The following is a 23742-nucleotide window of genomic DNA, read 5'->3' as shown; positions in this document are numbered from 1 at the left end:
CCTCTTTGTTAATCTAAGTAGTATGAACTACTTCAACTAATAGCTAATACAAAGATAAGTAGGTTAATTGTTTATATTTTACTGAAAACCGTAATTTTATAAAAAATATAACTACAATTTAGATTAACTAAAAAAGTCCCGATGTAAATCGGGACTTTTCTTTATAATAAAAACCTAATTATTTAAGGTGTTACGTCTTGCAATAAGGTATTAAAATCTACTTGACTCTGCGATCCATCTTTCATGTCTTTTAATGTAAAAACTTCAGACTTTACTTCTTCTTCTCCTACTAAAACCACAAAAGGTATGGCACGTTTATTAGCGTGATTCATCTGCTTCTTCATCTTAGCCGTATCGGGATATAATTCGGCATTCACTCCTGCTGCTCTTAATTTTTGTATCGCTTTTAAACTGTATAAGGCTTCACGATCTCCAAAATTTATAAAAAGTACTTTCACATTTTTGTTAACGGCCTCAGGGAATAATTGTAATTCTTCTAGCACCAAATAAATACGGTCTAATCCAAAACTAATCCCTACTCCACTTACATCTTTAAGACCAAAAATACCAGTTAAATCGTCGTAACGACCACCGCCACCAATAGATCCCATCTGTACAGATTTTGGTGCTGCTACTTCAAAAATAGCGCCTGTATAGTAATTTAATCCTCTGGCCAATGTAACGTCCAACTGTAATGTTGCCGTTTTTAATCCTAAAGCATCAATTCCTGTATTTATAAATTCTAGTTCTTCTACACCTTTTAAACCGTCTTCCGATGTGCTTAAAATTTGTTTTAAACTTTGTATTTGGGCTTCAAACGTTCCCGATAAAGTAAATAGCGGTTGTAATTTATCGATTCCACTTTGCGGAATGCCTTTTCCTAACATTTCCTCTTTAACCTTCTCTTCTCCTATTTTATCTAATTTATCTAAAGCAACAGTAAAATCGATAAGTTTATCTTGTGCACCAATAACTTCTGCAATTCCAGCTAAAATTTTACGATTATTAATTTTAATCGTCACACCTTCTAATTGTAACGCAGAAAAAACAGCGTCGTACAATTGTACAAACTCCACTTCTTGCCATAGGGATTTTGAACCTACAACATCTGCATCGCACTGATTGAATTCTCTAAAACGTCCTTTTTGCGGACGATCTGCTCTCCAAACCGGTTGCATCTGATAACGCTTAAACGGAAATTCAATTTCGTTTTGGTGTTGCACTACATATCTAGCAAAAGGTACTGTTAAATCGTATCTCAACGCTTTTTCAGAAATACGAGATGTAATTTTGGTAGAATTTTTTTCGGCATACAAGGCGTCATTTACCTTATTTAGGTAATCCCCAGAATTCAAAATTTTAAAAATTAAACGATCACCTTCATCTCCATATTTTCCCATTAAAGTTTCAGAATTCTCAAAACTCGGAGTTTCAATAGGTTGAAAACCGTAAGTTTCAAAAACATGCTGAATGGTTTTAAATATATATTGTCGTTTTGCAACTTGCTCCGGATTAAAATCTCGAGTTCCCTTTGGAATGCTTGGTTTTTGTGCCATTAGTATTTTAAATTTGAGCACAAATATCTAAATTTTTGATGTGACTTAATAAGATAATTCGATTTTATAGTAACTTTATTCCGTTTTAATAGTCTTACATTAAAAGACACAACCAATAACACCATTTTCATGTTTTCACTTGTTCGAGAAAATATTAGAATTGCTTTCGATTCTATAAAAGGTCAGCTACTGCGTACCATTTTAACTATACTTATTATTGCCATAGGAATTACGGCATTAGTTGGGATTTTAAGTGCGGTATCCGCTTTAGAAACTACCATTTCTAGCGACTTCTCTTCTATGGGAGCTAACACCTTTAATATTCAGCGCTACGAGTTTACAGCGCAACGCCAACAAGGTAAGCGTCAAAAAACAAATCCGATAATTAGTTATCAGAATATACGTGATTTCGAAAATCAATACAACTTTCCATTTACTAAAACCTCTGTTTCCTTTACAGGGACTTCTATGGCCGAAGTAAAATATGAAAACGTAAAAACAGATCCAGAAGTTACCGTCATTGGATCTAACGAAAATTTTATTCAGAATTCTGGATTAAAAGTCGATCAAGGGCGAGAATTTAATGTGCTGGAAGTAGACAATAATTCTAATGTGTGTATTATTGGTAGTGATTTAGTGAAGGCATTATTTAAGGATGAAGATCCTATAGGCCAAACAATTTCGATTAGAGGCTTTAAGTTTAAGGTCATCGGTGCTTTAGAATCTAAGGGATCTACATTTGGTAATAATCAGGATTTAAGAGTGATTATGCCTTTGCAAAAAGCACGTTCTATTTTTACCAACGCCAATATAAACTATGCACTAAGTGTTATGGTAGAAAAGAAAGAACTACTACAACAAGCCCAAGATGATGCCATAGTGTCTTTTAGAAATATTCGCGGACTAACTCCTGTCGAAGACAATAACTTTGGTCTAGAACGCAGTGACGATTTAATTAACCGTATTGGGGCGATTACAGGCATATTAGCTACAGCCGCTTGGATAATTAGTATCATTACCATTTTAGGGTCTTCTATAGCTTTAATGAACATTATGTTAGTATCGGTAAGTGAACGTACAAGAGAAATTGGAGTTCGTAAAGCCCTAGGGGCAAAACAGGGTACTATAGCGTTTCAATTTTTTATTGAAACCATAATAATCGGACAGCTTGGAGGCATACTTGGAATGATCCTCGGAATTTTACTCGGCTTCGGATTTGCATCTGTGGTCGATTTTCAATTCAGTATGCCTTGGTCTGCCATGATTTGGGCTAGTCTAATTACGTTTGTAGTCGCTATAATTTCTGGTTCTTATCCAGCCTCTAAAGCTGCAAAACTAGACCCTATAGAATCCTTACGTTATGAATAAAACCGTATTAATTCGCGTTTACTAAATTATTGAAAAAGGTATATAACTCTCCTTTTGTAATATTTGCTCCCTGTTGGATAAGCTTAAAAATATCTAGATTTTTATCTTCCGAATAGGTCTTATTCGCTTGTAAAAATTCTACATTATCATGCATTAAGTTGTCTCGTAACCAGGCGAAACCTTCTTTAGTGGCTAAATCTTTATCGTTGGTTAACTTTATAGCCACCAAATGCATATTCGTTTCTCCTAATGCAAATAAATGCATGTGTTGTCCATTAATGTGCTCAAGATATTTTACTTTACTCAAAACACCTTCCCATACCAAATCACTAAACACATCTAATTCTTGTTCGGCAACTTCCGGTTTGGTTTCTTTAATGGTTTTCCATTCGCTTGCATCAATAGATTGCGTCGCTAAAAAATTAATAAATTCTTGATGTAATTCTTCAAACTGTTCTTTTGTTAGTCTAGCGTATTTCATTCTTTTTTATTTTAAGGCATTATAAACTGCGAAAGGTCTGTCTGTAGCAAAAATATCTACTCCCAATGCTTTCCAGGTCACATAACTTTTTTCTCCTTTTGTGGCAGCTTGTTGATCTAAGTTTCCTAATGTACCCAACATACATACTATATTTTCGGCATGTAACTTCTCAAAAAGAGAGGCATTAGATAATCGTGTTCCCGTAAAAGCAAGCATATTTTTAGTCGGAATTTTAGCCTCTAATAGGCGATTATATTCTTCTTCATTTCTAGCAGACACGGATAATAATAAATCTGGAGCTAATTCATAAGCGGTAGTTGCCTGTTCTACATCGTAAGTTATAATTACACTTATATCTTCGGCATTTACTTCTCTTATGGCATCAATGACTACCTTTTGGCTTACGCTACGTTTTATATCTATAGTAAGTATAACATTATTCGTTTTGGCCCATTTTAAAACATCTTTAAATAAAGGGATTTTAAAAGCGGTTTCATTACCGTAATCGTCCACTAAATTAAACGCAGTTAATTCGTTATACGTTAAGTTTTTAACCAATCCAGTCCCCGTAGACGTTCTATCTATGGCATTGTCGTGCATTAAAACAAGTTTACCATCTTTGGTTTGAGCCACATCAATTTCGTATATCGCAAAAATACTGTCGTTTACATACTGTAAGGTTTCTAAGCAGTTTTCGGGATAGTGCTGTATATTTTTTCCGCCACGATGTACACTTACCTGTGGTAATTCTGTGTTTGTAGATTTAAAGGTTTCAATTAATTTAGAATCTTTACTAGCAACCTCGCTACAACTAATAAAACAAAATATTAAAGCGGTAAAAATAAAATATTTCATGTTTTTTTTGAATTAAAAAAACCGTCTAGAACAAGTCTAAACGGTTTCTAATATTATAAATATCTTTTTAATTAGTTAGCTTGAGCTACTACTTCAAAAGGGAAATCTACAGTTACTTCACGGTGTAAACGTATAACGGCTTCGTATTTACCTAAACGTTTAACACTTCCACCAATTACAGTGATGAATTTTTTGTCGATTGACTGACCTTCTTTAGCGATTGCTTCAGCAAGATCGATATTGTTTACAGATCCGAATAATTTATCTCCAGATCCTACTTTTGAAGGAATTTTAATGTCTAAAGCTTTTAAAGCTTCAGCAATTACATTTGCTTCATCAACAATTTTTTGCTCTTTAAAAGCTCTTTGCTTTAAGTTTTCAGCTAATACTTTCTTAGAAGAAGGTGTTGCTAAAATAGCACTTCCTTGAGGAATTAAAAAATTTCTACCATAACCGTTCTTAACTGTTACAACATCGTCTTTAAATCCTAAATTTTCAACGTCTTGTTTTAATATAAGTTCCATTGTTATCGGTATTTTATTTTAATAAATCAGCTACATAAGGCATTAAAGCTAAGTGACGTGCTCTTTTAACAGCTACAGACACTTTTCTTTGATACTTTAATGACGTTCCAGTTAAACGACGAGGTAAAATTTTACCTTGTTCATTTACAAAACCTAATAACCAATCTGCGTCTTTATAATCCACATATTTGATTCCAGACTTCTTGAAACGACAATATTTCTTTTGCTTATTAGTTTCAATATTTAAAGGCGTTAAGTATCTAATCTCTCCGTCTTTTTTTCCTTTTGCTTGTTGTTCTATAGATGACATAATTACGCTTTTTGTTTAAGTTTAGCTCTTCTTCTCTCAGCCCAAGACACAGCGTGCTTGTCTAATTTTACAGTTAAGTAACGCATAAAACGCTCGTCACGTCTAAATTCCAACTCTAAAGGAGTAATTACTTCTCCAGCAACCTGGAATTCAAATAAATGGTAAAAACCACTTTTTTTGTTTTGAATTGGGTAAGCTAATTTTTTTAGTCCCCAATCTTCTTTTGATATCATCTTAGCACCGTTAGAAACAAGAAAGTCTTCGTATTTCTGTACTGTTTCCTTTATCTGTGTTTCAGATAAAACGGGATTTAAGATGAAAACAGCTTCATAATGATTCATATTCAAATCTATTTTTATTGTTAAAAATGGCTGCAAATATACGCCTAATTATTAAATATAACAAACGCATTAGTAAAAATAATTATATTTTATTACCTGCGTCAACTTGCGTCAAAAATAAGGTAAAGCTTACACTTTATCGGATTTTCTTTGGTTTTTATCCGGTTAATTTGTACTATTGTCGTTATCTTAACTGAAAATTAAATTGTTATGACTTTAAACTGTGTGGTGGTAGATGATTCTGCAATTCAGCGATTATCTATTGTAAAGTTAATAGAAATACACCCTGCTCTTAACTTAATTGCGGAGTACAGTAGTGCTCTGGAAACCAAAAATGGTTTAAACTCTCACAAAGTAGATCTTATATTTTTAGATATTGAGATGCCGGTATTAAACGGCTTCGAACTTCTCGATGTGCTAAACAACAAACCTCAGATTATTTTTGTTACAGGTAAAACAGAATATGCCTTTAAAGCGTTTAATTACGATGCTACCGATTATTTAAAGAAACCTATAACTCGGGAACGTTTTATGGTAGCTGTCGAAAAAGCCTTAGAACAGCATAAATTAAAAATAGACTTTAAAGAAGAGGAAGGCGAACATATTTTTGTAAAAAGTAACCTTAAAAAACGTAAAGTATATATTAACGATATTAAATGGATTGAAGCACTTGGAGATTATGTGAAACTAGTTACTACAGAAGGTAGTCTTGTAGTGTTATCTACCATGAAAGCTTTTGAACAAGAACTTCCTGAAGGAAAATTTCTTAGAATTCATAAATCCTATATTGTTAACCTAGATAAAATTGACAGATTTAACAGCAAGAACGTTGAAGTTGGCGCTGTTGAAATTCCGTTGAGTCGAAATAAAAAATCACAACTTGTTGAAGCATTAAATAGTATTTAATACGCATCGACATTTAAGATTAATCTTACCGATCTAAAATCTTTTACATTCATAAAGCTACTGTTAATTTTAACAATGGCTTTTTTTGTACCTCCTAACGATTGTTTCGATGGAATCTTTATTAGAATATTTTTGTGAAACTGATTTCTAATTCGGGCCACTGGCGGATCTACAGGACCAAGCACATAATCTCCAAAAACTTGTCTAAAGGCTTTACCCAACCAAATTGAAGCCATATTTACACGATTAAAATCCTTATGCTTTAACGTCACTCGAATTAACCGATACACAGGCGGATATTTAAAATTATAACGATCGTCCATTTGCTCCTTATACATCGCCTGGTAATTGTTAGTAGACACTTGTTGCAATATGTTATGAAACGGGTTGTACGTCTGGATAAGGACCTTTCCCTGCTTCTCTGTTCGACCTGCGCGTCCCGACACTTGCGAAAGCAATTGATAACTGCGCTCGTGTGCTCTAAAATCGGGGAAATTCAATAGATTATCGGCATTCATAATTCCCACTAAAGCAACATTTCTAAAATCCAATCCTTTGGTAAGCATTTGTGTACCCACCAAAATATCCATTTCTTGTTGCTCGAAGGCAGTAATTATTTTTTCATAACCATATTTTCCACGTGTGGTATCTAAATCCATACGTCCGGTTTTATGCTTTGGAAACAACACCTTTACCTCCTCCTCTATCTGCTCGGTACCAAACCCTTTAGTATCTAATGAAGTATCTCCACAAGCCTGACATTTTAAAGGCATTGCCATATTATAACCGCAGTAATGACAACGTAACTGATTGCGATAACTGTGATACGTTAAACTTACATCGCAATTTGGACATTCAGGCGCGTGTCCGCATGTTTTACATTCTACTATGGGTGAAAATCCACGCCGATTTTGAAACAAAATAATCTGATGTCCTTCTTCTAAAGTTTCAGCCATAACCTGAATCATTCTATCACTAAAATGCCCAGTCATTAACTTTCGCTTTTGTTTATCTTTTACATCAATCAGTTCAATATCCGGCATCAACACATTATTGTACCGCTTAGTAATTTCTACCAAACCATACTTGCCTTGCTGCACATTAAAATAGCTTTCTAAACTTGGAGTAGCCGAGCCTAACAACGTTTTAGAGCCATGAATATGTGCCAAAACCACAGCAGTATCTCTTGCGTGATATCGTGGTGCAGGATCGAATTGCTTGAACGATTGCTCGTGCTCTTCGTCTACTATAATTAATCCTAAAGCGTTAAACGGCAAGAATATTGAAGATCGCGCACCTAAAACTACCTGAGCTTTGGATGAATTATACAACACATTATTCCAAACCTCAACACGTTCATGAGCCGAATATTTAGAATGAAATACGGCAACTTGTTCTCCGAAATATATTTGTAACCGGTTTACCAATTGTGTAGTTAATGCGATTTCTGGCAGTAAATACAAAACTTGCTTGCCCGTTTTTAACACCTCCTCAATTAATTTTACATAGACTTCGGTTTTACCTGAAGATGTTACACCATGAAGCAATGTCACTTGATGCGTTTCAAAAGTCGTTTTAATCTGACTAAGCGCTTCGGTTTGCTCCAGATTTAACACTTTGGAGGCTTCTGATGCTTCGCCATTATACTCAATACGGTCGGTTTGAATAAAATACTCTTCTAAAACCGATTTATCGATTAAAGATTTTATAATACTTGCTGAAGCACCACTCGCTTCAACCAATTCTGAAACTTTTATTGCTTTTTTCGTTTTTGCAGATAACTGAAACAAACTCATAACCACATCCCGCTGTTTTGGCGCTCGGCTTAGTTCTTCCAATAACTTCTGTAAACCCTCCTGAGTTGTATGCTGATTTTGAAGCTTCACATACTTGACCAATTTGGGTTTATACTTTTCAAAAACCTCTTCCTCAACCACTATGGCCTCCTTTTCTAGAAGTCGCTTAATTATAGGAAAGACTTGTTTACGATCTACAATATCTACAATGTCTTGAATACGTAAAGACGACTGATGTTGCAAGGCTTCATAAATAAGAAACTCATCGTCTCTTAAATCTGTGTCGTTTATAACCTTGTCTTTATTCTTACTAATTAAGGTTTCACTTTCCAGAATAAATGCATTTGGCAACGATGCACGCATAACATCACCTACTGTACACAAATAATAATTTGCCATCCAATCCCACAATCTTAATTGCGCTTCGGTAACGATAGGATATTCATCTAAAATTTGCTGAATTTGTTTCGCTTCGTAAATTTCCGGTGGTGTATTATGTATCCTTTTTACAATAGCAGTATAGACCTTCGTTTTTCCAAAAGGGACCGCGACACGCATGCCTGGTTTTATAAAATCGGATTCGGCTTCTGTAATGACATACGTAAACAGATTCTCGACAGGAATAGGAAGAATAACATCTATAAAATGAAGCATAAATTAATTGTTTTTACGTAATTGACGTAAGGATATGTTTAATTCGTATCCTAACAAAATGATATTGGAATTTAACCACAAATAAAACATTAATATCAATAAAGCCCCAATAGAGCCGTAAAGCTCATTGTACTGCGAAAACTCTTCGATATATACACCAAACAAATACGATACACTCACAATTAGCATGGTTGTGAATAGTGCTCCAGCCGATAAAAAACGACTATGTTTTCCCTCGCGCGTTCCAAAATAATATAAAGTAGCAGTAGAGAGATAAATCATTACAATTCCAAAAACATATTTCGAGATATTCACCCAAATGATACTGCTATTACCTATTTCTACACCTTGTTGGGTTAAGGTTTCAAATAAGCTACCAAGGATATAAATTTCTACAAATCCAAAGCCCGCTACCGAAATTACGACTAAAAAGGCCAAGATTAAAGCGACGCCCAGGGCATAAAGGTATTGTCTTAATATACTTCTGGATAGTTCGAAATGATATGAACTTTCAAAGGCAGAAAACACGGCGCTAACCCCATTTGCCATTAGAAAAATAGACAATAAAAATACGGTTGACAACAAGCCACCACGTTCTGTACTATCTATATTTTCGAAAATATTTTTAAAGAAAAACTCCGAAGTTGTTGGTGGCAAAAACGATTCTAAAAAGTCTAAAAATTCGGCTTTAAAACCTGCTATTGGGATATGCGGGATAAGAATTAAAATGAATAACAAAAAAGGGAAAATAGCCATAAAAAAATTAAAAGCGATCGCACTTGCTCTTGAAGTTAACGCGCCTTTAATTATTCCTGTAATGTAAAGTTCTAATAAATCGTAAACAGATAATCCCTCTAAACCTGGTAGTTTTAAGGTTTTAAAAAACTTCACTAATAAATTTACAACCGGAATGTTCGCTAGCTTATCTTCAATAGGCTTTGTCATAATTAAACCGCTTTCAGGCTTAAGTCCATGTTATATACCGAATGTGTTAAGGCTCCAGACGAAATATAATTCACACCACATTCGGCATACTTACGCAATGTATCTTCGTTTATTCCTCCTGAAGATTCCGTTAAACACGTATCTCCTATTAATTTTACAGCTGTTCTGGTGTCTTCGTAATTAAAATTGTCGATTAATATTCGGTACACGCCTCCGTTTTGAAGTATTTCTTCAATTTCTTGAAGATTTCTTGCTTCAACAATAATTTTTAAATCCTTATTATTTGTCTTTAAATACGTCTTGGTTTTTGTGATCGCTGCCGTAACGCCCCCTGCAAAATCGATATGATTATCTTTTAACATAATCATGTCATACAACGCAAATCTATGATTTTCACCTCCTCCAATTTTTACGGCCCATTTTTCTAAAGCTCGAATTCCTGGAGTGGTTTTTCTAGTATCTAAAATTTTAGTTCCCGTGCCTTCTAATAAATCTACATAAGATTTAGTCTTGGTTGCAATCGCACTCATACGTTGCATTGCATTTAAAACCAAACGCTCGGCTTTTAGAATAGATTGCGAAGCGCCTTCTACATAAAAGACGACATCTCCAAACTTTACTTGGCTACCATCTTCTATTAGAGTCTCAATTTTTAAATTCTTATCGACATATTCAAAAACCATTTTAGCAAATGCCACACCAGCAATAACGCCATTATCTTTTACCAATAACTTAGCTTTTCCTTGTGCCGATTCAGGAATACACGCCAAAGAACTATGGTCGCCATCTCCAACATCTTCACGAACAGCATTTGCAATAATTCCTTCTATTTCTTTTTCAAATTGAGCTTGACTAATCATATAAATTCTTTGGTACAAAATTACTAATTGCGGATTTAAAACGGTTTAAAAACGCATTAAAAAATCTCTAAACTTCCTTTTCCTTCTCTAACAATTACAGGCTCAGCCTCTGAGAAATCGATTACTGTAGATGCTAGATTATCTCCGTAACCACCATCGATAACTAAATCGACTAAATTATCCCACTTTTCGTAAATTAATTCCGGATCTGTCGTATACTCAATCACCTCATCTTCATCTCGAATAGAAGTGGACACAATTGGATTCCCAAGCGCTTTAACAATTTCTAAAGCGATTTTATTATTTGGTACACGAATACCTACCGTCTTCTTTTTCTTAAATGCAACTGGTAAGGTTTTAGCTCCCGGAAGGATAAAAGTGTAAGGACCAGGCAGTGCACGCTTTAAAATTTTAAATGTCGATGTATCAATTTGCTTCACATAATCGCTGAGATTGCTTAAATCGTAACAGATAAAAGAAAAATTAGCCTTATCTAGTTTCACACCTTTAATCCGTGCAATACGCTCTAAAGCCTTGGTATTAGTGATATCGCACCCCAAACCATAGACGGTATCTGTTGGATAAATAATTAATCCGCCACGTTTTAAAACATCAACAATTTTTTTTATTTCCTTTGGATTAGGATTTTCTTCATAAATTTTTATAAACTCGGCCATAATAAGTATATTGTAGAATCGTTCTACAAAGTAATTAATAATTTATAATGAAACCAATAAAATCCATTATCATCCTTCTAATAATTGCAGTCACGAGTTTTTCGTGTACTTCAGACTCGACAAACGAGGTGATTGACTTTGTAGATTTGGAAGCTACTGTTAAAACGGACGTTTCTTATGGTAATGATGAATTTCAAACATACGACATCTATTTGCCTGCACATCGCGACTCTGATACCAAAACACTAATTTTAGTACATGGTGGCGGATGGACGTCTGGTGACAAAAAAGACATGAATACCTTTATAGAATTCATTCAAAAAGATTTACCAGATCTTGCTATTTTAAATATGAATTATCGCTTAGTAGACGAAACTACCGAAGCTTATCCCATGCAAATAAACGACATTACAGCTGTTGTAAATCATTTTAACGCAAACCTTGAGGAATACCAGATTTCTAAAGATTTTGGATTTGTAGGCGTTAGCGCAGGAGCACATTTAGCCATGTTATGGAGTTATGCGTTTGACGACACCCAGCAAACCAAAATGGTTGGAAGCATTGTTGGACCTACAAATTTTACCGATCCAGCGTATTTAGAAAATGTAAACTTCACTACCGTAAATCTGCTTGAGCAATTATATGGTTTAGAGTTAACTACAGAGTTTTTAGAAAAAATAAGTCCTTATCATCAAATTACAGAGTTAGCACCTCCAACCATTTTATTTTATGGAGGAAAAGATCCTTTAATTCCGACGTCTCAAGGCGACCTACTACAAAGCAAACTTGAAGCACTAGGCATTATGCACGAGTATACTTTATATCCCGAAGCTGGACATGGTTGGGAAGGATTAGAGTTATTAGATACTTGGTCTAAATTAAAAGCGTTTATTGGAGCTAATTTGGAATAACCATTTATTCATTCCATCGGGTTAAAATCTTGTGTATCTTTTACATCTATATCCTTTAATCCAAATAAAATGCACAAGTTTCATTAGATGGACCTTTACTCACATGAACAGAAATTTACATGTAAACAGGTCGTTGAAACTAAAAAAGTCCAGAATATTTAATTCTGAACTTTTTTATTATAAGCTTTATAATGGCAATATTTCTGTTACCCTATAATTTCTAATTTAGCAAAACGAAGTAACAATTTCTTGTTACCACCATTTTCAAATTTTATTTCTGCTTTTGTATCTGCTCCGGCGCCTTCAATTTTTAAAACTTCACCCTTACCAAATCGTAAATGCTTCACTATATTTCCAGCTACCAATTTGTTATCAAATAAATTCCCGGATTCAGCGCCAGCCGTAGAGCTCACTGGCTTTAAATTTTTAGAGGTATTTACAGGAACTTTTGCTGGTCCTTGCATTTTAGTCGCACCTTTTTTCTGAATCGGTAATTGTTTAGCTGGTTTAAAACGGATGTTTCTATTTGGCACATCGTCTCCAAAAATGTTAGCATCTAACATCGGGTTCATCCTACGCTCTTCAATTGGCGTAAGTATATCTAAATACTCCTCATCTATTTCTTGTATAAATCGGCTAGGATCGGAATCTACTAATTTCCCCCAGCGGTATCTTGACACCGCATACGTTAAATAGGCTTGTTTTTCTGCTCGCGTTAAAGCCACATAAAACAAGCGGCGCTCCTCCTCTAACTCGCTACGGGTATTCATACTCATTGCACTCGGGAATAAATCTTCCTCTAATCCGACAATAAACACATATGGAAACTCCAGACCTTTTGCCAAGTGAATCGTCATTAATGCCACACGATCGTCTTCTCCGGTATCATTATCTAAATCGGTTGCCAAGGCCACATCTTCTAAAAATTCGGTTAAAGATCCTGTAGTATCTGCCAACTCTTTTTGTTCTTCAACGAAATCTTTTATACCGTTTAAAAGTTCTTCAATGTTTTCTACTTTAGCAACACCTTCTGGTGTAGTATCTTTATTAAATTCTTTTATTAATCCGGTAGTTTTGGCTACGTGATCTGCAAGCTCGAAGGCATTCACGCTCTCATTCATGGCTTGGAAGCTTTCTACCATAGTCACAAAATCCTGCAATTTATTCTTTGTTCCTGAATTGATTTTCACTTCGGTTTTATCGATGTGTTTCATCACTTCAAAAATAGAGCGCTTATAACCGTTAGCCGCTATTAGCAATTTATCGATCGTGGTCTGACCAATTCCACGTGGTGGGAAATTGATAACACGTTTTAAAGCTTCCTCGTCCGACGGATTTATAATTATACGTAAATACGACAGAACGTCTTTAATTTCTTTACGCTGATAGAATGACAAACCTCCATAAATACGATACGGAATATCTCGCTTACGCAAAGCGTCTTCCATAGAACGCGACTGGGCATTAGTACGGTATAAAATGGCAAAATCGGAATGATTAAGTTGCTCGTTCATTTTCGTTTCAAAAATGGTACTCGCTACATATCGTCCCTCTTCCCCATCGGTCATAGAACGATTTACCTTAATCTTATTTCCTTCATCATTAGCCGTCCAAACAACCTTATCTAATTTGGTTTCGTTTTTATCGATTATAGAATTGGCGGCATTCACAATGGTTTTAGTCGATCTGTAATTTTGTTCTAATCGGAACATTTTTACATCGTCGTAATCCTTTTGGAAATTCAGTATATTATTAATATTCGCACCACGGAAGGCGTAAATACTTTGCGCATCGTCCCCTACCACACAAATGTTCTGGAAACGATCGGACAATGCTCTTACTATTAAATATTGTGAGTGGTTTGTATCTTGATACTCATCGACCAAAATATATCTAAATCGATCTTGATATTTGGCTAAAACTTCTGGGAAACGTGTTAGGAGCTCGTTGGTTTTTAATAACAAATCATCGAAATCCATAGCTCCAGATTTAAAACAGCGATCTACATATTCTTTATAAATATCTCCTAGACGCGGCCGTCTAGCCATAGTATCTGCTTCGATTAATTCTGGGTTCTGAAAGTAAGCGCGAACGGTAATTAAACTGTTTTTGTATGAAGATATTCTTGAAAATACCGATTTGTATTTATATAATTCTTTGTCTAATCCCATCTCTTTTATAATAGATGAAATTAAACGCTGAGAATCTTGTGCATCGTAAATGGTGAAGTTTGCAGGATACCCTAAACGATCGGCTTCAATTCTAAGAATTTTAGCAAATACCGAGTGAAAGGTTCCCATCCAAAGATTTTTCGCTTCACTTTGACCTACAATAGATGCAATACGCTCTTTCATTTCGCGCGCTGCTTTGTTAGTAAAGGTTAGCGATAAAATATTAAAAGGGTCGATTCCCTTATGCATTAAATAGGCAATTCTATAAGTAAGCACACGCGTTTTTCCCGAGCCGGCACCCGCTATAACAATCATAGGGCCGTTCATTTGAATGGTTGGTGCTAACTGTGCTTCATTTAACTGACTTAAATACTTCTCCAAAGTTTATACAATTTAGACTGCAAAATTAACCTTTGTTAACCGTTTAAGTAAATAGATTTATAAATAATTATAAACATTGCCCAATTTGCACAAGTAACTAAAATGCCAAATGCTTAAATAATGCCATCTCCCACAAAGACAAGTTTTAGGCCTTCCTTTACATTTAACCAGAAAAAATTGAACACCGACTTTGTTTTATCTCGTTCCACTTGTCCTGATTTTGTAATGAAACCATCTTCATTTTTATCGGAATCATTTCTAAGAAATAAATTGGCTACCGAAGACAGAAACTTGTTCTTCTTATGCTTTTTATTTAAAATATCAAGTTTCATGTTTTCATACTTCACACTAAAATCTACGTGCGATCGATCTACATTCCCATTAATATTTGCATAAACTTTATCGAATTGCCCCTCTAACTTGACATTTAAATTATGTTCGGTGAATTTATTTAATTGAGAAACGGGCAACAACCCAATTTCTGTTTTAAAATTAAATTCGTCTTTTTCATTATTCACATCAAACGTCCATACAGCATGTAAAGGCGCTGTATCGAAAAAATGGGTATGAATATCTAACTCTGTTTTTGTAGGCGAAACATATGTATTGCTTACATTTTTAATAGTCGCGTTAAAATTAGCGAAGGAAATACTTCCGGCATGAATACCTTCTTTTACTTTTTCCTGATATTCTATATAGCCGTCTTTTAATACTAATATTGGTAAGGTGAGATTGATTTTTAAATCACGAAGCATTTTGCTGTATAATGGTTTTATAGAGAGATCGTCTGCAATCAGCTTATTTCTATAAATTTTCATATTAGGTTTCTGAATGGTAATCGTATCCGTTTTAAAGTAAAACTTATCGTTTTTAAAACCAAAATCAGGTTGCTCTATATATAAGGAGTCCATCTTAATATTAAAATGATCGCGTTCTTTTTTAATAACCTTATTAAGCTCTTGTTTAGAATACTTGGTTTTGAGTTTTAAATTCCTCACCACCCAATGGCTCTTTGTTAGTTCAAGCTCATGTAAACTCAAGGTTTCAAATTCTCCAACATCAAATCTCAATGAATCGGTTAACACATGATAATTAGAATAGTTAAAAGGGATGCTTTCTTGAGCCGTAGTCGCATCAAAATGAATATCGTTAAAGGCTATATTCACATTATCAGATTTTAAAAATACTGAATCTTTAGACGCTTTAAACAACGTTACTGTAGCATGATTTAAATCGAAACGATCTATTTTAACAATCTTATTAAAATCTTGTAAACCGCCAGATTTTGAAGACTCCTTTGAATTTGTAGTATCCTTGTTTTTCTGTTTTGATCTTACATAAGATATTTGCGCATTAAGCAATATAATACTATCGAGATGAATGGTATTATTAACGACATACTCCCAATAGCTAACATCTTTTAATTTAAAATCTTCTAGCTTTATATTTAAATCGACATCTTTATTAACGCCTTCTATTAACTCTAATTCCGGATTCTCGACAAATAACATGCCTTGAAAGACATTCACGTGCAAATCGGAATATTTAAAACTTACCGATTCTGGCAAGGTCTTTAACGTCTCTTTTAATTTATTTTCTACAAAAGTATTTGCAAAAAATAAGCACACCACGCATAATGCACATATAACTAATAGTACGATAGTTAGGGGCTTCTTTATTTTATTTGTCATTGATAATGATAGATTTATAAAGCTAATTTAATTAAACACTATAATGTTAAGGAAATCTTCCTTTATCTTTTTGCTTTATTTATAATATATTTAACCCGTTAACGAATAAAAAGAGATACAATATGGTTTTAAGTGATGTTAGTTGGTGGATGTGGGTTATCCTATTCTTACTTATAGTAGCAATTCGAGACATCTTTTTTCAGAAAAAGCATACCATAAGTCACAACTTTCCAATTGTAGGGCATCTCCGATTTCTTTTAGAAAGTATTGGTCCTGAAATGCGCCAGTATTTTGTATCGAATAACCGTGAAGAATTACCATTTAATAGAATTGAACGCGGTTGGATTTATGCTTCAGCAAAAAAAGAGAATAACTACGAAGGATTTGGTACAGATCGCGATATTTATGCCAACCAGCATATGTTTGTAAATAATGCCATGTTACCTTACAAACCAGAAGGGAACCACCCGAGTCTTAAAGACAAGTCGTTTTTACCTTGCGCTAAAGTCATGGGAGCCTATAACAACAGAAGACGACCTTTTAGACCCGCTTCTGTAATTAATGTTTCGGCAATGAGTTTTGGATCGTTATCTGCAAAAGCAATGGACTCGCTTAACAAAGGTGTAAAAATTGCCGGTGCTTACCATAATACTGGAGAAGGTGGTTTGTCGCCTTACCACAGTAACGGAGGTGATATTATCTTTCAAGTAGGAACGGGATATTTTGGAATCCGTGATGACGAAGGACGTTTTTCAATGGATAAACTCGTGAGCTTAGTAGAAGCAAATCCGTTTATTAAAGCAATAGAAATTAAATTATCTCAAGGTGCTAAACCAGGAAAAGGAGGTGTTTTACCTGCCGCAAAAATTACAGAAGAAATTTCTAAAATTAGACACGTCCCTCTTGGAAAAGATGTTATTTCGCCACCAAGTCATTCCGCCTTCAAAGATATTCCTGGGCTAATAGAATTTATTGAAAACATAGCACAGCTAACTGGTCTGCCTGTAGGTGTTAAAGCCGCTATAGGAAAAATAGAACAATGGGAAGAACTTGCCGATCTTATGATTGCTACAGGAAAAGGACCAGATTTTATTACCGTAGATGGTGGTGAAGGTGGAACTGGTGCGGCGCCACCAAGTTTTGCAGATCACGTCTCATTACCTTGGGTATACGGATTTAGTGAGTTATATAAAGTATTTTTAAAACGTAATATTACCGACCGTATTGTATTTATTGGGAGTGGTAGACTAGGCTTTCCGGCTAAAGCCGCTATGGCATTTGCAATGGGAGCAGATTGTATAAATGTGGCCAGAGAAGCGATGTTAAGCATAGGTTGTATACAAGCACAGGTTTGCCATACTAACCGTTGTCCTAGTGGTGTGGCTACGCAAAATAAGTGGCTACAAAACGGAATAGATCCTACTTTAAAATCTGAAAGATTATCTCAGTATTTTAAAACCTTTAGTAAGGAATTTATTGAGGTTACTCATGCCGCGGGTTACGAACATCCTTGTCAGTTTACTATGCGAGATATTAATATTAACGTAGACGATAAAAACCTAACCTCTAAATTAGATAAAACCTACAAATACGAAAAATCTCCTGTTCCATTTACTAGCATGCAAGCTTTAAAAGATTGTACGTATTTAGGAGGAAAAGCACCTCAAGCCTAATTTTTATAACCAATATTACTTGTTTTGTAGACACAGAAAAAGCTAGTAAGTTTGCTCTAAATCCTGAATAAATGAATTCCGAATCTATTTTAAGTCTGTTTTTTTATACTATTCCTACAGTTGTTACTGGTTTGATTGCCTATCATTTTTTTAAAGAACACACAAAAAATGAAGATGGTCGCAGACGTTTTTTACTGAAAAAAGAAATGCAAGTAAATTCCATGCCCATACGACTTCAAGCTTACGAACGTATGGCCTTGTTTCTTGAACGTATTTCACCTTCTAAACTATTGATTCGTGTGCAACCCACCTCGACCGATAAAGACGACTATGAAGTATTATTAATTAGTACGATCGAGCAAGAATTCGAGCATAACTTATCTCAACAAATTTACATCACCGACGATTGTTGGAGCGTAATTACTACGGCTAAAAACTCTACCATTCAGTTAATTAGAAAAGCGTCCATGCTAGAAAAAACGGACTCTGCAAACAAAATGCGCGAAGTGATTTTATCGGAAATGATGGAAAAACGCGCACCTAGCGACACAGCTTTATCTTATGTTAAAAAAGAAGTAAGTGATATGTGGTAATGTATAAACCACTATCAAAACACTTTAACAGCTTTAAATTGAACTATCACAATAAAATATTCAGACCTGTAGAAAATTCCGAAAACGGAGAAACTACTGCTGAAACCAGTTTTGAATACAAACAACACGGAAACATATTAACCTCGAACTACCAAGGTGGACACATAGTAAGCGGACATTTAATCGGGTTGGTAGACGACTTTGGTAACATTGAAATGCGTTATCATCAGATCAATACTAAAGGACAACTCATGACAGGAATCTGTACTTCTAAACCTGAAATCCTTCCCAACGGAAAAATCAGACTTCATGAAACCTGGCAGTGGACATCTGGAGATAAGTCTACAGGCAAGTCTATTTTAGAGGAGATTTGAGTTAATGGTTCACTCTAATATCCAATACAAAATTATAACCTCTTCAATTAAATCTAATTTTAATTGAACATTCAATGAATCCTGTTTTTATTCAAGTTCAAATAAATTTTCTACTTTCTTAATTTGATTAGGATCTAATTAAGCTAAAAATCATAAAATTACTTTTTTAGTAAGATTTATAGCAAATAACGCTATTAAGCCAAGCTTATATAAATCTATCTATTTACGCTTTAGTCGTACATTAAATTTACATAACATCTTCATTAATATTCCAAATCATAACAATTTTAATTATTAGGACAAAAAATTCAAAATTGTTTTGTTGATCGCGTGAGATCTATGACTTTTGTCTGAGTCATATAAACATGTACTTTTAATTTAAAATTAATTCTAAAACCTAAATAACCAATATTTATATACCACTTTTGTTAATATCTAATCGCATATGTTATTTAATAGTAAAATAAGAGGGATATATTTAAAAAATAAGTAAATAATACGGGAATCCGTAAAATTTATCTTGCATATTAAATTACTTTTACTCAGTTTTTTACATTTTTTTTAATATCCATTAAAATGAATAAATAATACATCTTAAACAGATCTAAATAGCAAATAAAAAGTTTAGTATAATAATTACCTTTTGTGATATTACATCTAACTTTAAATTTATTGACAAAAAAATAATGGAACAAGCTGTAATCAAAGGAAAAGACATTTTCACAGAATTAGAAGAAAGTCTTATGTCTGCAAACAACTCTATTTATGTGGTAACGGCATGGTTCACTGACCAATCATTATTAGATATCCTAATCTTAAAAGCAAAGGAAGAAATTCAAGTTTCTGTTGTTATAGGTGAAAATAAGGATAATCAAAAATTAGACTTCACCGAATTTGAAACTAATGGTGGTCAATTAACCAGGATAAAAGGAAAAGGATATGGCATCATGCATCAAAAATATTGCTTAATTGATGAAAAACGCGCCTTTCATGGCTCTTATAATTGGACCGTCAATGCAAGGAAAAATAATTCTGAATCAGTAATTAAAACAAATCACAAATCTACCATTTTAGAACTATTAGAGGACTTCAAAAAATTAACTATGGAAACAGAAACAATAGCTCTTAAAGAAGAAAAGGCAACAAAAGGTAATGGCTGGTTATCTCGATTTAAAAAGAAACCATTAATTGAAGAAACCGCAAGTAAAGATATAATTAATAACAGTGAAACAGATGTTATTGATCAATCATTGGATGAAATTTTTCAATCCATTATTTCTTCAGAAATAAAAAAGACTAACAGATCAGAAATCAAAGATATGGCTTATGAACAAGCCAAAGAAGTTAGTGGAGATGCACAAGTTATATCTAAATCCATGGATTCTTTGTATCATTTATTCGTATCAGACAAAAATGAGAATGATCTTAATAAAGACAATTTAATAAATAAAATAGACAATAAGGTTGCTGAGTTTACTCAAAATATAAATACAAGAAAAGATGAGAAATTAAACTCTGCAATTATTGAGAATAATTCCGAAGAAAAGAAAATAGAGTTTCAGAAATCTGAAATTATAGGAAAGAAGAACAATAAAGAGATTGAACAAAAAAACATTCTTCAAACAACTAAAACTAGTAAAGAAAATGAAATCTCTAATTTAAAAGACAAGATTTCAGAATTGAATATAGAATTTGTAAAACCACTGTTCAAATATCACGAATTTATTCCTTTAGTTTTATTCTTCATTGGTTTATCCATCCCCTTAATTTTATTCTATTCTTCATCAGCATATATCATGTTGTATTCTTATGAAGATGCCATGGAAGCTGCTAAAGCAGGTATTACGGTAAATCCACAAGTTTATGAAGCAAAAGCTTGGTCAAAAGCATTATCTAAAGGAGGTACTGCTATGTCTTATATTTTGTTTTTTGTATTTATTCCATTTGCTATTGCTTATATAGCCCATATTAAAGAAGAAAAAACCAACAATTCTACCTTGAATAAATTTAAAGCTATTATTTCTCCTCTATTATCTTATTCAGTTGTTATCGCGATAGATGTATTTATTGCAGTAAAAGTATCAACAACTATAAGTGAAATTAATTACTTATCTAAAGGTATAGAAGCCGATAACTCTTTTTCAGGAATTGTTTCGGATATTAATTTTTGGTTAGTCTTTTTTCTTGGTGCAATTCCTTTCATTTTTTTAGCTATAATAATGAATAAATTAATAACATTTTTTGCAGATAGAAGTACTCAGACTGGTAGAGAAAGAATGTTAATTGAAAAAAGAATAATCAAAGAAAAAATAGATCTTTTAAACAAAGAAATTGAGCTTGAAACTCAAAAATCTAATAATATTGAGTTAGAAATTAAAGATCTTGAAAGCAAATTAAGCTTACTAGAACAGAATCTTATTTATTTACCTAAAGAGTTAGATTCTAAGATAACTCAAATCAATCAAGACGCCAATAACAAAATAGCTAATGTTATAAAAAAAGCAGATGTATATAAAAATGATATAGAAAACGATAATATTCAAATTTCATTAAGCTCCTTAAAAGATAGAGTCAGTGCTTTTATAGAAGGATGGAATGAATGGTTACATGATGAATATGCTATAGACAAAGCTATAAACAAGTCACAGGAAGCTATTAATGCTTCGGATCAATGGTTAGTTGATAATATGAAAAAAATTGATGCTTAATGAAAAAAATAATTATAGTACTATCTATCCTATTATTAAATAGTTGTGACGTTGAAAAGAAAACAACTATTAATGAACACATAAATTTAATTATAACTCCTGATTTATCTAATAGGATTGAAGATTTATATCCCAAACCCGTTTCCGATATTGAGCTAATTACTAATATCTATAACAACTATTATCCTGACATTTACAATATTGGGAATAGAGTAATTGGTCAAGAAGATATTGTCCAGTTTCGATTCACGAATCCTACTATTATAAATGATTTTAATATAAATATGAAAAATTTAAAGATGGACTTATCCAACATGAATCCATCTGAACGTATTACTTTTTTAACCAAAGGGGGCAATAAAGACATTCTGTCTTCCCTCGATAAAGAAGTAAATAATATTTATTCTAAAGCTAAAGAAAATAGTACTGGGGGTGATATATATAATTACTTTAAGAAAGAAATAACACCAACTTTAATTAGAAATACAGCAGACACTTTAAAAATAGACGATAACACTAATGTACTAAATATCCAACGAAATATAATTGTATTATTAACTGATGGTTACATAGAGGCTGGATTATATGGAAAAAGTAATTGTCATGAAAAAAAATGCTTTTATCTTTCAAAAGATAAGGTTAATGAATTTAGAAAAGAATTTTTAGCTTCCGGCAATTCTAACCTCGAAGATTTTTTTAAATCATCAGGATATGGCATTATTCCCATAGAGAATAAAAATCTAAAAAACACAGAGGTTTTTGTTTCTGAAATGTATGATAGATCTTTAAATAGAAACACGGGAAGCCAAACAGTCTCTCCAAATGACTTTGAAATAATGTCATTATTTTGGTCAGACTGGTTAGAAAAATCAGGCGTTAAACATTATAAATTATTAGATACCTCTAATTCGAAGGAAGAATTTTTTGAAGAGTTGAAAGCATTTATTTCTGAGGCATAATGAACTCGAAATGTATCAATATTTTAGTCTTAGTTATATTTCTTTTAACAACGGCATTTTCACCAAATAAAGGGAATGGTACTTATCCAAATTACTCTACTAAAGTAAGTACTAACCCCCTAAAAATAGCATCATGGAACATTAGAGACCTAGGAAGAACTAAAGATGCTAATGAAATACACAAAATTGCCCAAATTTTACGAGACTTTGATCTTGTAGCTATACAAGAAGTGGTTGGTAAAGATCCAGCTGGAGCGCAAGCTGTGGCAAAAATTGCAGACGAATTAAATAGAATGGGATCTAAATGGGATTATCGCACAAGCGATCCTACTAAAAGTCCTTCTGTTTATATTAGTGAGCGCTATGCATTTCTTTGGAAGACTTCTAAAGTAAAATTAACGAATCCTGCGTATTTAGATTCAGAATTGGCAGAAAAGTGTTTCAGAGAGCCCTATATAGGTAAATTCCAATTAACTAAAGGTACCGAACCGTTTTATGTAGTCAACTTTCATTCTCGTAAACATGACGATCATCCCGAACAAGAAATTATCTATTTAAAAGATTATTCCACTAAATTAAATTCTGATAGCGTGTTTATATTAGGAGATTTTAATATGAATGAGAAACATGAAGTATGGAATAACTTATACAATAAAGGATTTAAATCAGCATTAAAGGACACTAAAACGACCTTGAAAACAAAATGCAAAAATGGGGATTATTTAAACTACCCTATTGATAATATATACTACTCAAAAAACATCTCACCTGTAAAATCTGGAGCAATCGACTTTGTTAGAGATTGTAGTAACCTAGAAGCTGCGAGACAACTATCCGACCACTTGCCAATATATTTAGAATTTCTTATTAAGTAACTTATGAAATTGAAACCTAGAGATATATTTATTCTAATTACCATGATTATCGCTTTAGGCAGTATTATACTCTATGGTCTTAAATATTCTTAAGCAAACTCTACTCCTGGAGATAAAGTAGATAGTTTAAATG

At 33.4% G+C, this 23742-nt stretch carries 21 protein-coding genes; 9 read left to right on the top strand and 12 right to left on the bottom strand.

Going from position 1 to position 23742, the window contains the following annotated elements; all coding sequences use genetic code 11:
* Positions 1 to 182 precede the first annotated feature (182 nt).
* The gene (gene hisS / locus ACKC83_RS12025; RefSeq protein WP_434035673.1) at positions 183 to 1556 is read right to left on the bottom strand and encodes a histidine--tRNA ligase; all 1374 of its coding nucleotides are present in this window, start codon (positions 1554 to 1556) and stop codon (positions 183 to 185) included.
* A 129-nt stretch (positions 1557 to 1685) separates the two neighbouring features.
* On the opposite strand from hisS, the gene ACKC83_RS12020 reads away from it, so the two are divergent.
* Entirely contained in the window at positions 1686 to 2924 is a 1239-nt protein-coding gene (locus ACKC83_RS12020; RefSeq protein ID WP_434035672.1) for an ABC transporter permease, read from the top strand.
* Between the two features lie 7 nt (positions 2925 to 2931).
* Here ACKC83_RS12020 and ACKC83_RS12015 read toward each other — a convergent pair whose 3' ends face one another.
* The 5 genes from ACKC83_RS12015 to rpsF all read right to left on the bottom strand — a co-directional run bounded on the left by ACKC83_RS12015 (position 2932) and on the right by rpsF (position 5435).
* On the bottom strand, positions 2932 to 3405 hold the full coding sequence (locus ACKC83_RS12015) for a DUF6495 family protein (protein WP_434035671.1): 474 nt from the start codon (positions 3403 to 3405) through the stop codon (positions 2932 to 2934).
* Between the two features lie 6 nt (positions 3406 to 3411).
* On the bottom strand, positions 3412 to 4260 hold the full coding sequence (locus tag ACKC83_RS12010) for a glycerophosphodiester phosphodiesterase family protein (RefSeq protein ID WP_434035670.1): 849 nt from the start codon (positions 4258 to 4260) through the stop codon (positions 3412 to 3414).
* A gap of 71 nt (positions 4261 to 4331) precedes the next feature.
* A complete protein-coding gene (gene rplI / locus ACKC83_RS12005; RefSeq protein ID WP_414036855.1) occupies positions 4332 to 4784 on the bottom strand; it encodes a 50S ribosomal protein L9 in 453 nt (150 codons plus the stop codon).
* Positions 4785 to 4797: 13 nt separating this feature from the next.
* Positions 4798 to 5094 (bottom strand): 30S ribosomal protein S18, encoded by a 297-nt coding sequence (gene rpsR, locus ACKC83_RS12000; RefSeq protein ID WP_382381729.1) that lies wholly within the window; start codon positions 5092 to 5094, stop codon positions 4798 to 4800.
* Positions 5095 to 5096: 2 nt separating this feature from the next.
* Positions 5097 to 5435 carry a 30S ribosomal protein S6 gene (gene rpsF, locus ACKC83_RS11995; RefSeq protein ID WP_414036856.1) on the bottom strand — a complete coding sequence of 113 codons (339 nt, stop codon included), beginning with the start codon at positions 5433 to 5435 and terminating at the stop codon, positions 5097 to 5099.
* A gap of 210 nt (positions 5436 to 5645) precedes the next feature.
* On the opposite strand from rpsF, the gene ACKC83_RS11990 reads away from it, so the two are divergent.
* Positions 5646 to 6341, top strand: a complete 696-nt coding sequence (locus ACKC83_RS11990) for a LytR/AlgR family response regulator transcription factor (protein ID WP_414036857.1) — start codon at positions 5646 to 5648, stop codon at positions 6339 to 6341.
* Here the strand turns inward: ACKC83_RS11990 and priA are convergent.
* Genes priA through ACKC83_RS11970 form a run of 4 tightly spaced genes read right to left on the bottom strand, consistent with a single transcriptional unit; the run spans position 6338 to position 11273 of the window.
* Positions 6338 to 8791 (bottom strand): replication restart helicase PriA, encoded by a 2454-nt coding sequence (gene priA, locus ACKC83_RS11985; RefSeq protein ID WP_434035669.1) that lies wholly within the window; start codon positions 8789 to 8791, stop codon positions 6338 to 6340. The genes ACKC83_RS11990 and priA overlap by 4 nt on opposite strands.
* A 3-nt stretch (positions 8792 to 8794) precedes the next feature.
* Positions 8795 to 9736 carry a YihY/virulence factor BrkB family protein gene (locus ACKC83_RS11980; RefSeq protein ID WP_414036859.1) on the bottom strand — a complete coding sequence of 314 codons (942 nt, stop codon included), beginning with the start codon at positions 9734 to 9736 and terminating at the stop codon, positions 8795 to 8797.
* 2 nt (positions 9737 to 9738) lie between these two features.
* Positions 9739 to 10596 carry a carboxylating nicotinate-nucleotide diphosphorylase gene (gene nadC / locus ACKC83_RS11975; RefSeq protein ID WP_434035668.1) on the bottom strand — a complete coding sequence of 286 codons (858 nt, stop codon included), beginning with the start codon at positions 10594 to 10596 and terminating at the stop codon, positions 9739 to 9741.
* A 56-nt stretch (positions 10597 to 10652) separates the two neighbouring features.
* Positions 10653 to 11273, bottom strand: coding sequence for an L-threonylcarbamoyladenylate synthase (locus tag ACKC83_RS11970; protein ID WP_414036861.1), 621 nt, complete (start codon positions 11271 to 11273; stop codon positions 10653 to 10655).
* Between the two features lie 47 nt (positions 11274 to 11320).
* Here ACKC83_RS11970 and ACKC83_RS11965 point away from each other — a divergent pair, with 47 nt between their 5' ends.
* Positions 11321 to 12184 carry an alpha/beta hydrolase fold domain-containing protein gene (locus ACKC83_RS11965; protein ID WP_434035667.1) on the top strand — a complete coding sequence of 288 codons (864 nt, stop codon included), beginning with the start codon at positions 11321 to 11323 and terminating at the stop codon, positions 12182 to 12184.
* A 206-nt stretch (positions 12185 to 12390) separates the two neighbouring features.
* Here ACKC83_RS11965 and ACKC83_RS11960 read toward each other — a convergent pair whose 3' ends face one another.
* Positions 12391 to 14736 (bottom strand): ATP-dependent helicase, encoded by a 2346-nt coding sequence (locus ACKC83_RS11960; RefSeq protein ID WP_434035666.1) that lies wholly within the window; start codon positions 14734 to 14736, stop codon positions 12391 to 12393.
* Positions 14737 to 14849: 113 nt separating this feature from the next.
* A complete protein-coding gene (locus tag ACKC83_RS11955; protein ID WP_434035665.1) occupies positions 14850 to 16427 on the bottom strand; it encodes a hypothetical protein in 1578 nt (525 codons plus the stop codon).
* A gap of 122 nt (positions 16428 to 16549) precedes the next feature.
* Between ACKC83_RS11955 and ACKC83_RS11950 the strand changes: the two genes are divergently transcribed.
* From ACKC83_RS11950 to ACKC83_RS11925, 6 genes are all read left to right on the top strand, one after another.
* A complete protein-coding gene (locus ACKC83_RS11950) occupies positions 16550 to 18100 on the top strand; it encodes an FMN-binding glutamate synthase family protein (RefSeq protein WP_434035664.1) in 1551 nt (516 codons plus the stop codon).
* Positions 18101 to 18171: 71 nt separating this feature from the next.
* Complete coding sequence (locus ACKC83_RS11945; RefSeq protein WP_434035663.1) at positions 18172 to 18693, top strand: hypothetical protein; 522 nt, start codon at positions 18172 to 18174, stop codon at positions 18691 to 18693.
* A gap of 38 nt (positions 18694 to 18731) precedes the next feature.
* Positions 18732 to 19067 carry a n-acetylglutamate synthase gene (locus ACKC83_RS11940; protein ID WP_414036867.1) on the top strand — a complete coding sequence of 112 codons (336 nt, stop codon included), beginning with the start codon at positions 18732 to 18734 and terminating at the stop codon, positions 19065 to 19067.
* A gap of 686 nt (positions 19068 to 19753) precedes the next feature.
* The gene (locus ACKC83_RS11935; protein ID WP_414036868.1) at positions 19754 to 21775 is read left to right on the top strand and encodes a phospholipase D-like domain-containing protein; all 2022 of its coding nucleotides are present in this window, start codon (positions 19754 to 19756) and stop codon (positions 21773 to 21775) included.
* Complete coding sequence (locus ACKC83_RS11930; protein ID WP_414036869.1) at positions 21775 to 22734, top strand: hypothetical protein; 960 nt, start codon at positions 21775 to 21777, stop codon at positions 22732 to 22734. Before ACKC83_RS11935 ends, ACKC83_RS11930 begins: the two co-directional genes overlap by 1 nt.
* Complete coding sequence (locus ACKC83_RS11925) at positions 22734 to 23609, top strand: endonuclease/exonuclease/phosphatase family protein (protein ID WP_434035662.1); 876 nt, start codon at positions 22734 to 22736, stop codon at positions 23607 to 23609. Before ACKC83_RS11930 ends, ACKC83_RS11925 begins: the two co-directional genes overlap by 1 nt.
* Positions 23610 to 23742 lie beyond the last annotated feature (133 nt).

The organism is Formosa bonchosmolovskayae, assembly GCF_051016085.1.
Classification (GTDB): Bacteria; Bacteroidota; Bacteroidia; order Flavobacteriales; family Flavobacteriaceae; genus Formosa.
The sequence above is the reverse complement of the archived record's forward strand: the minus strand, read 5'-3'. Positions and strand labels throughout refer to the sequence as shown.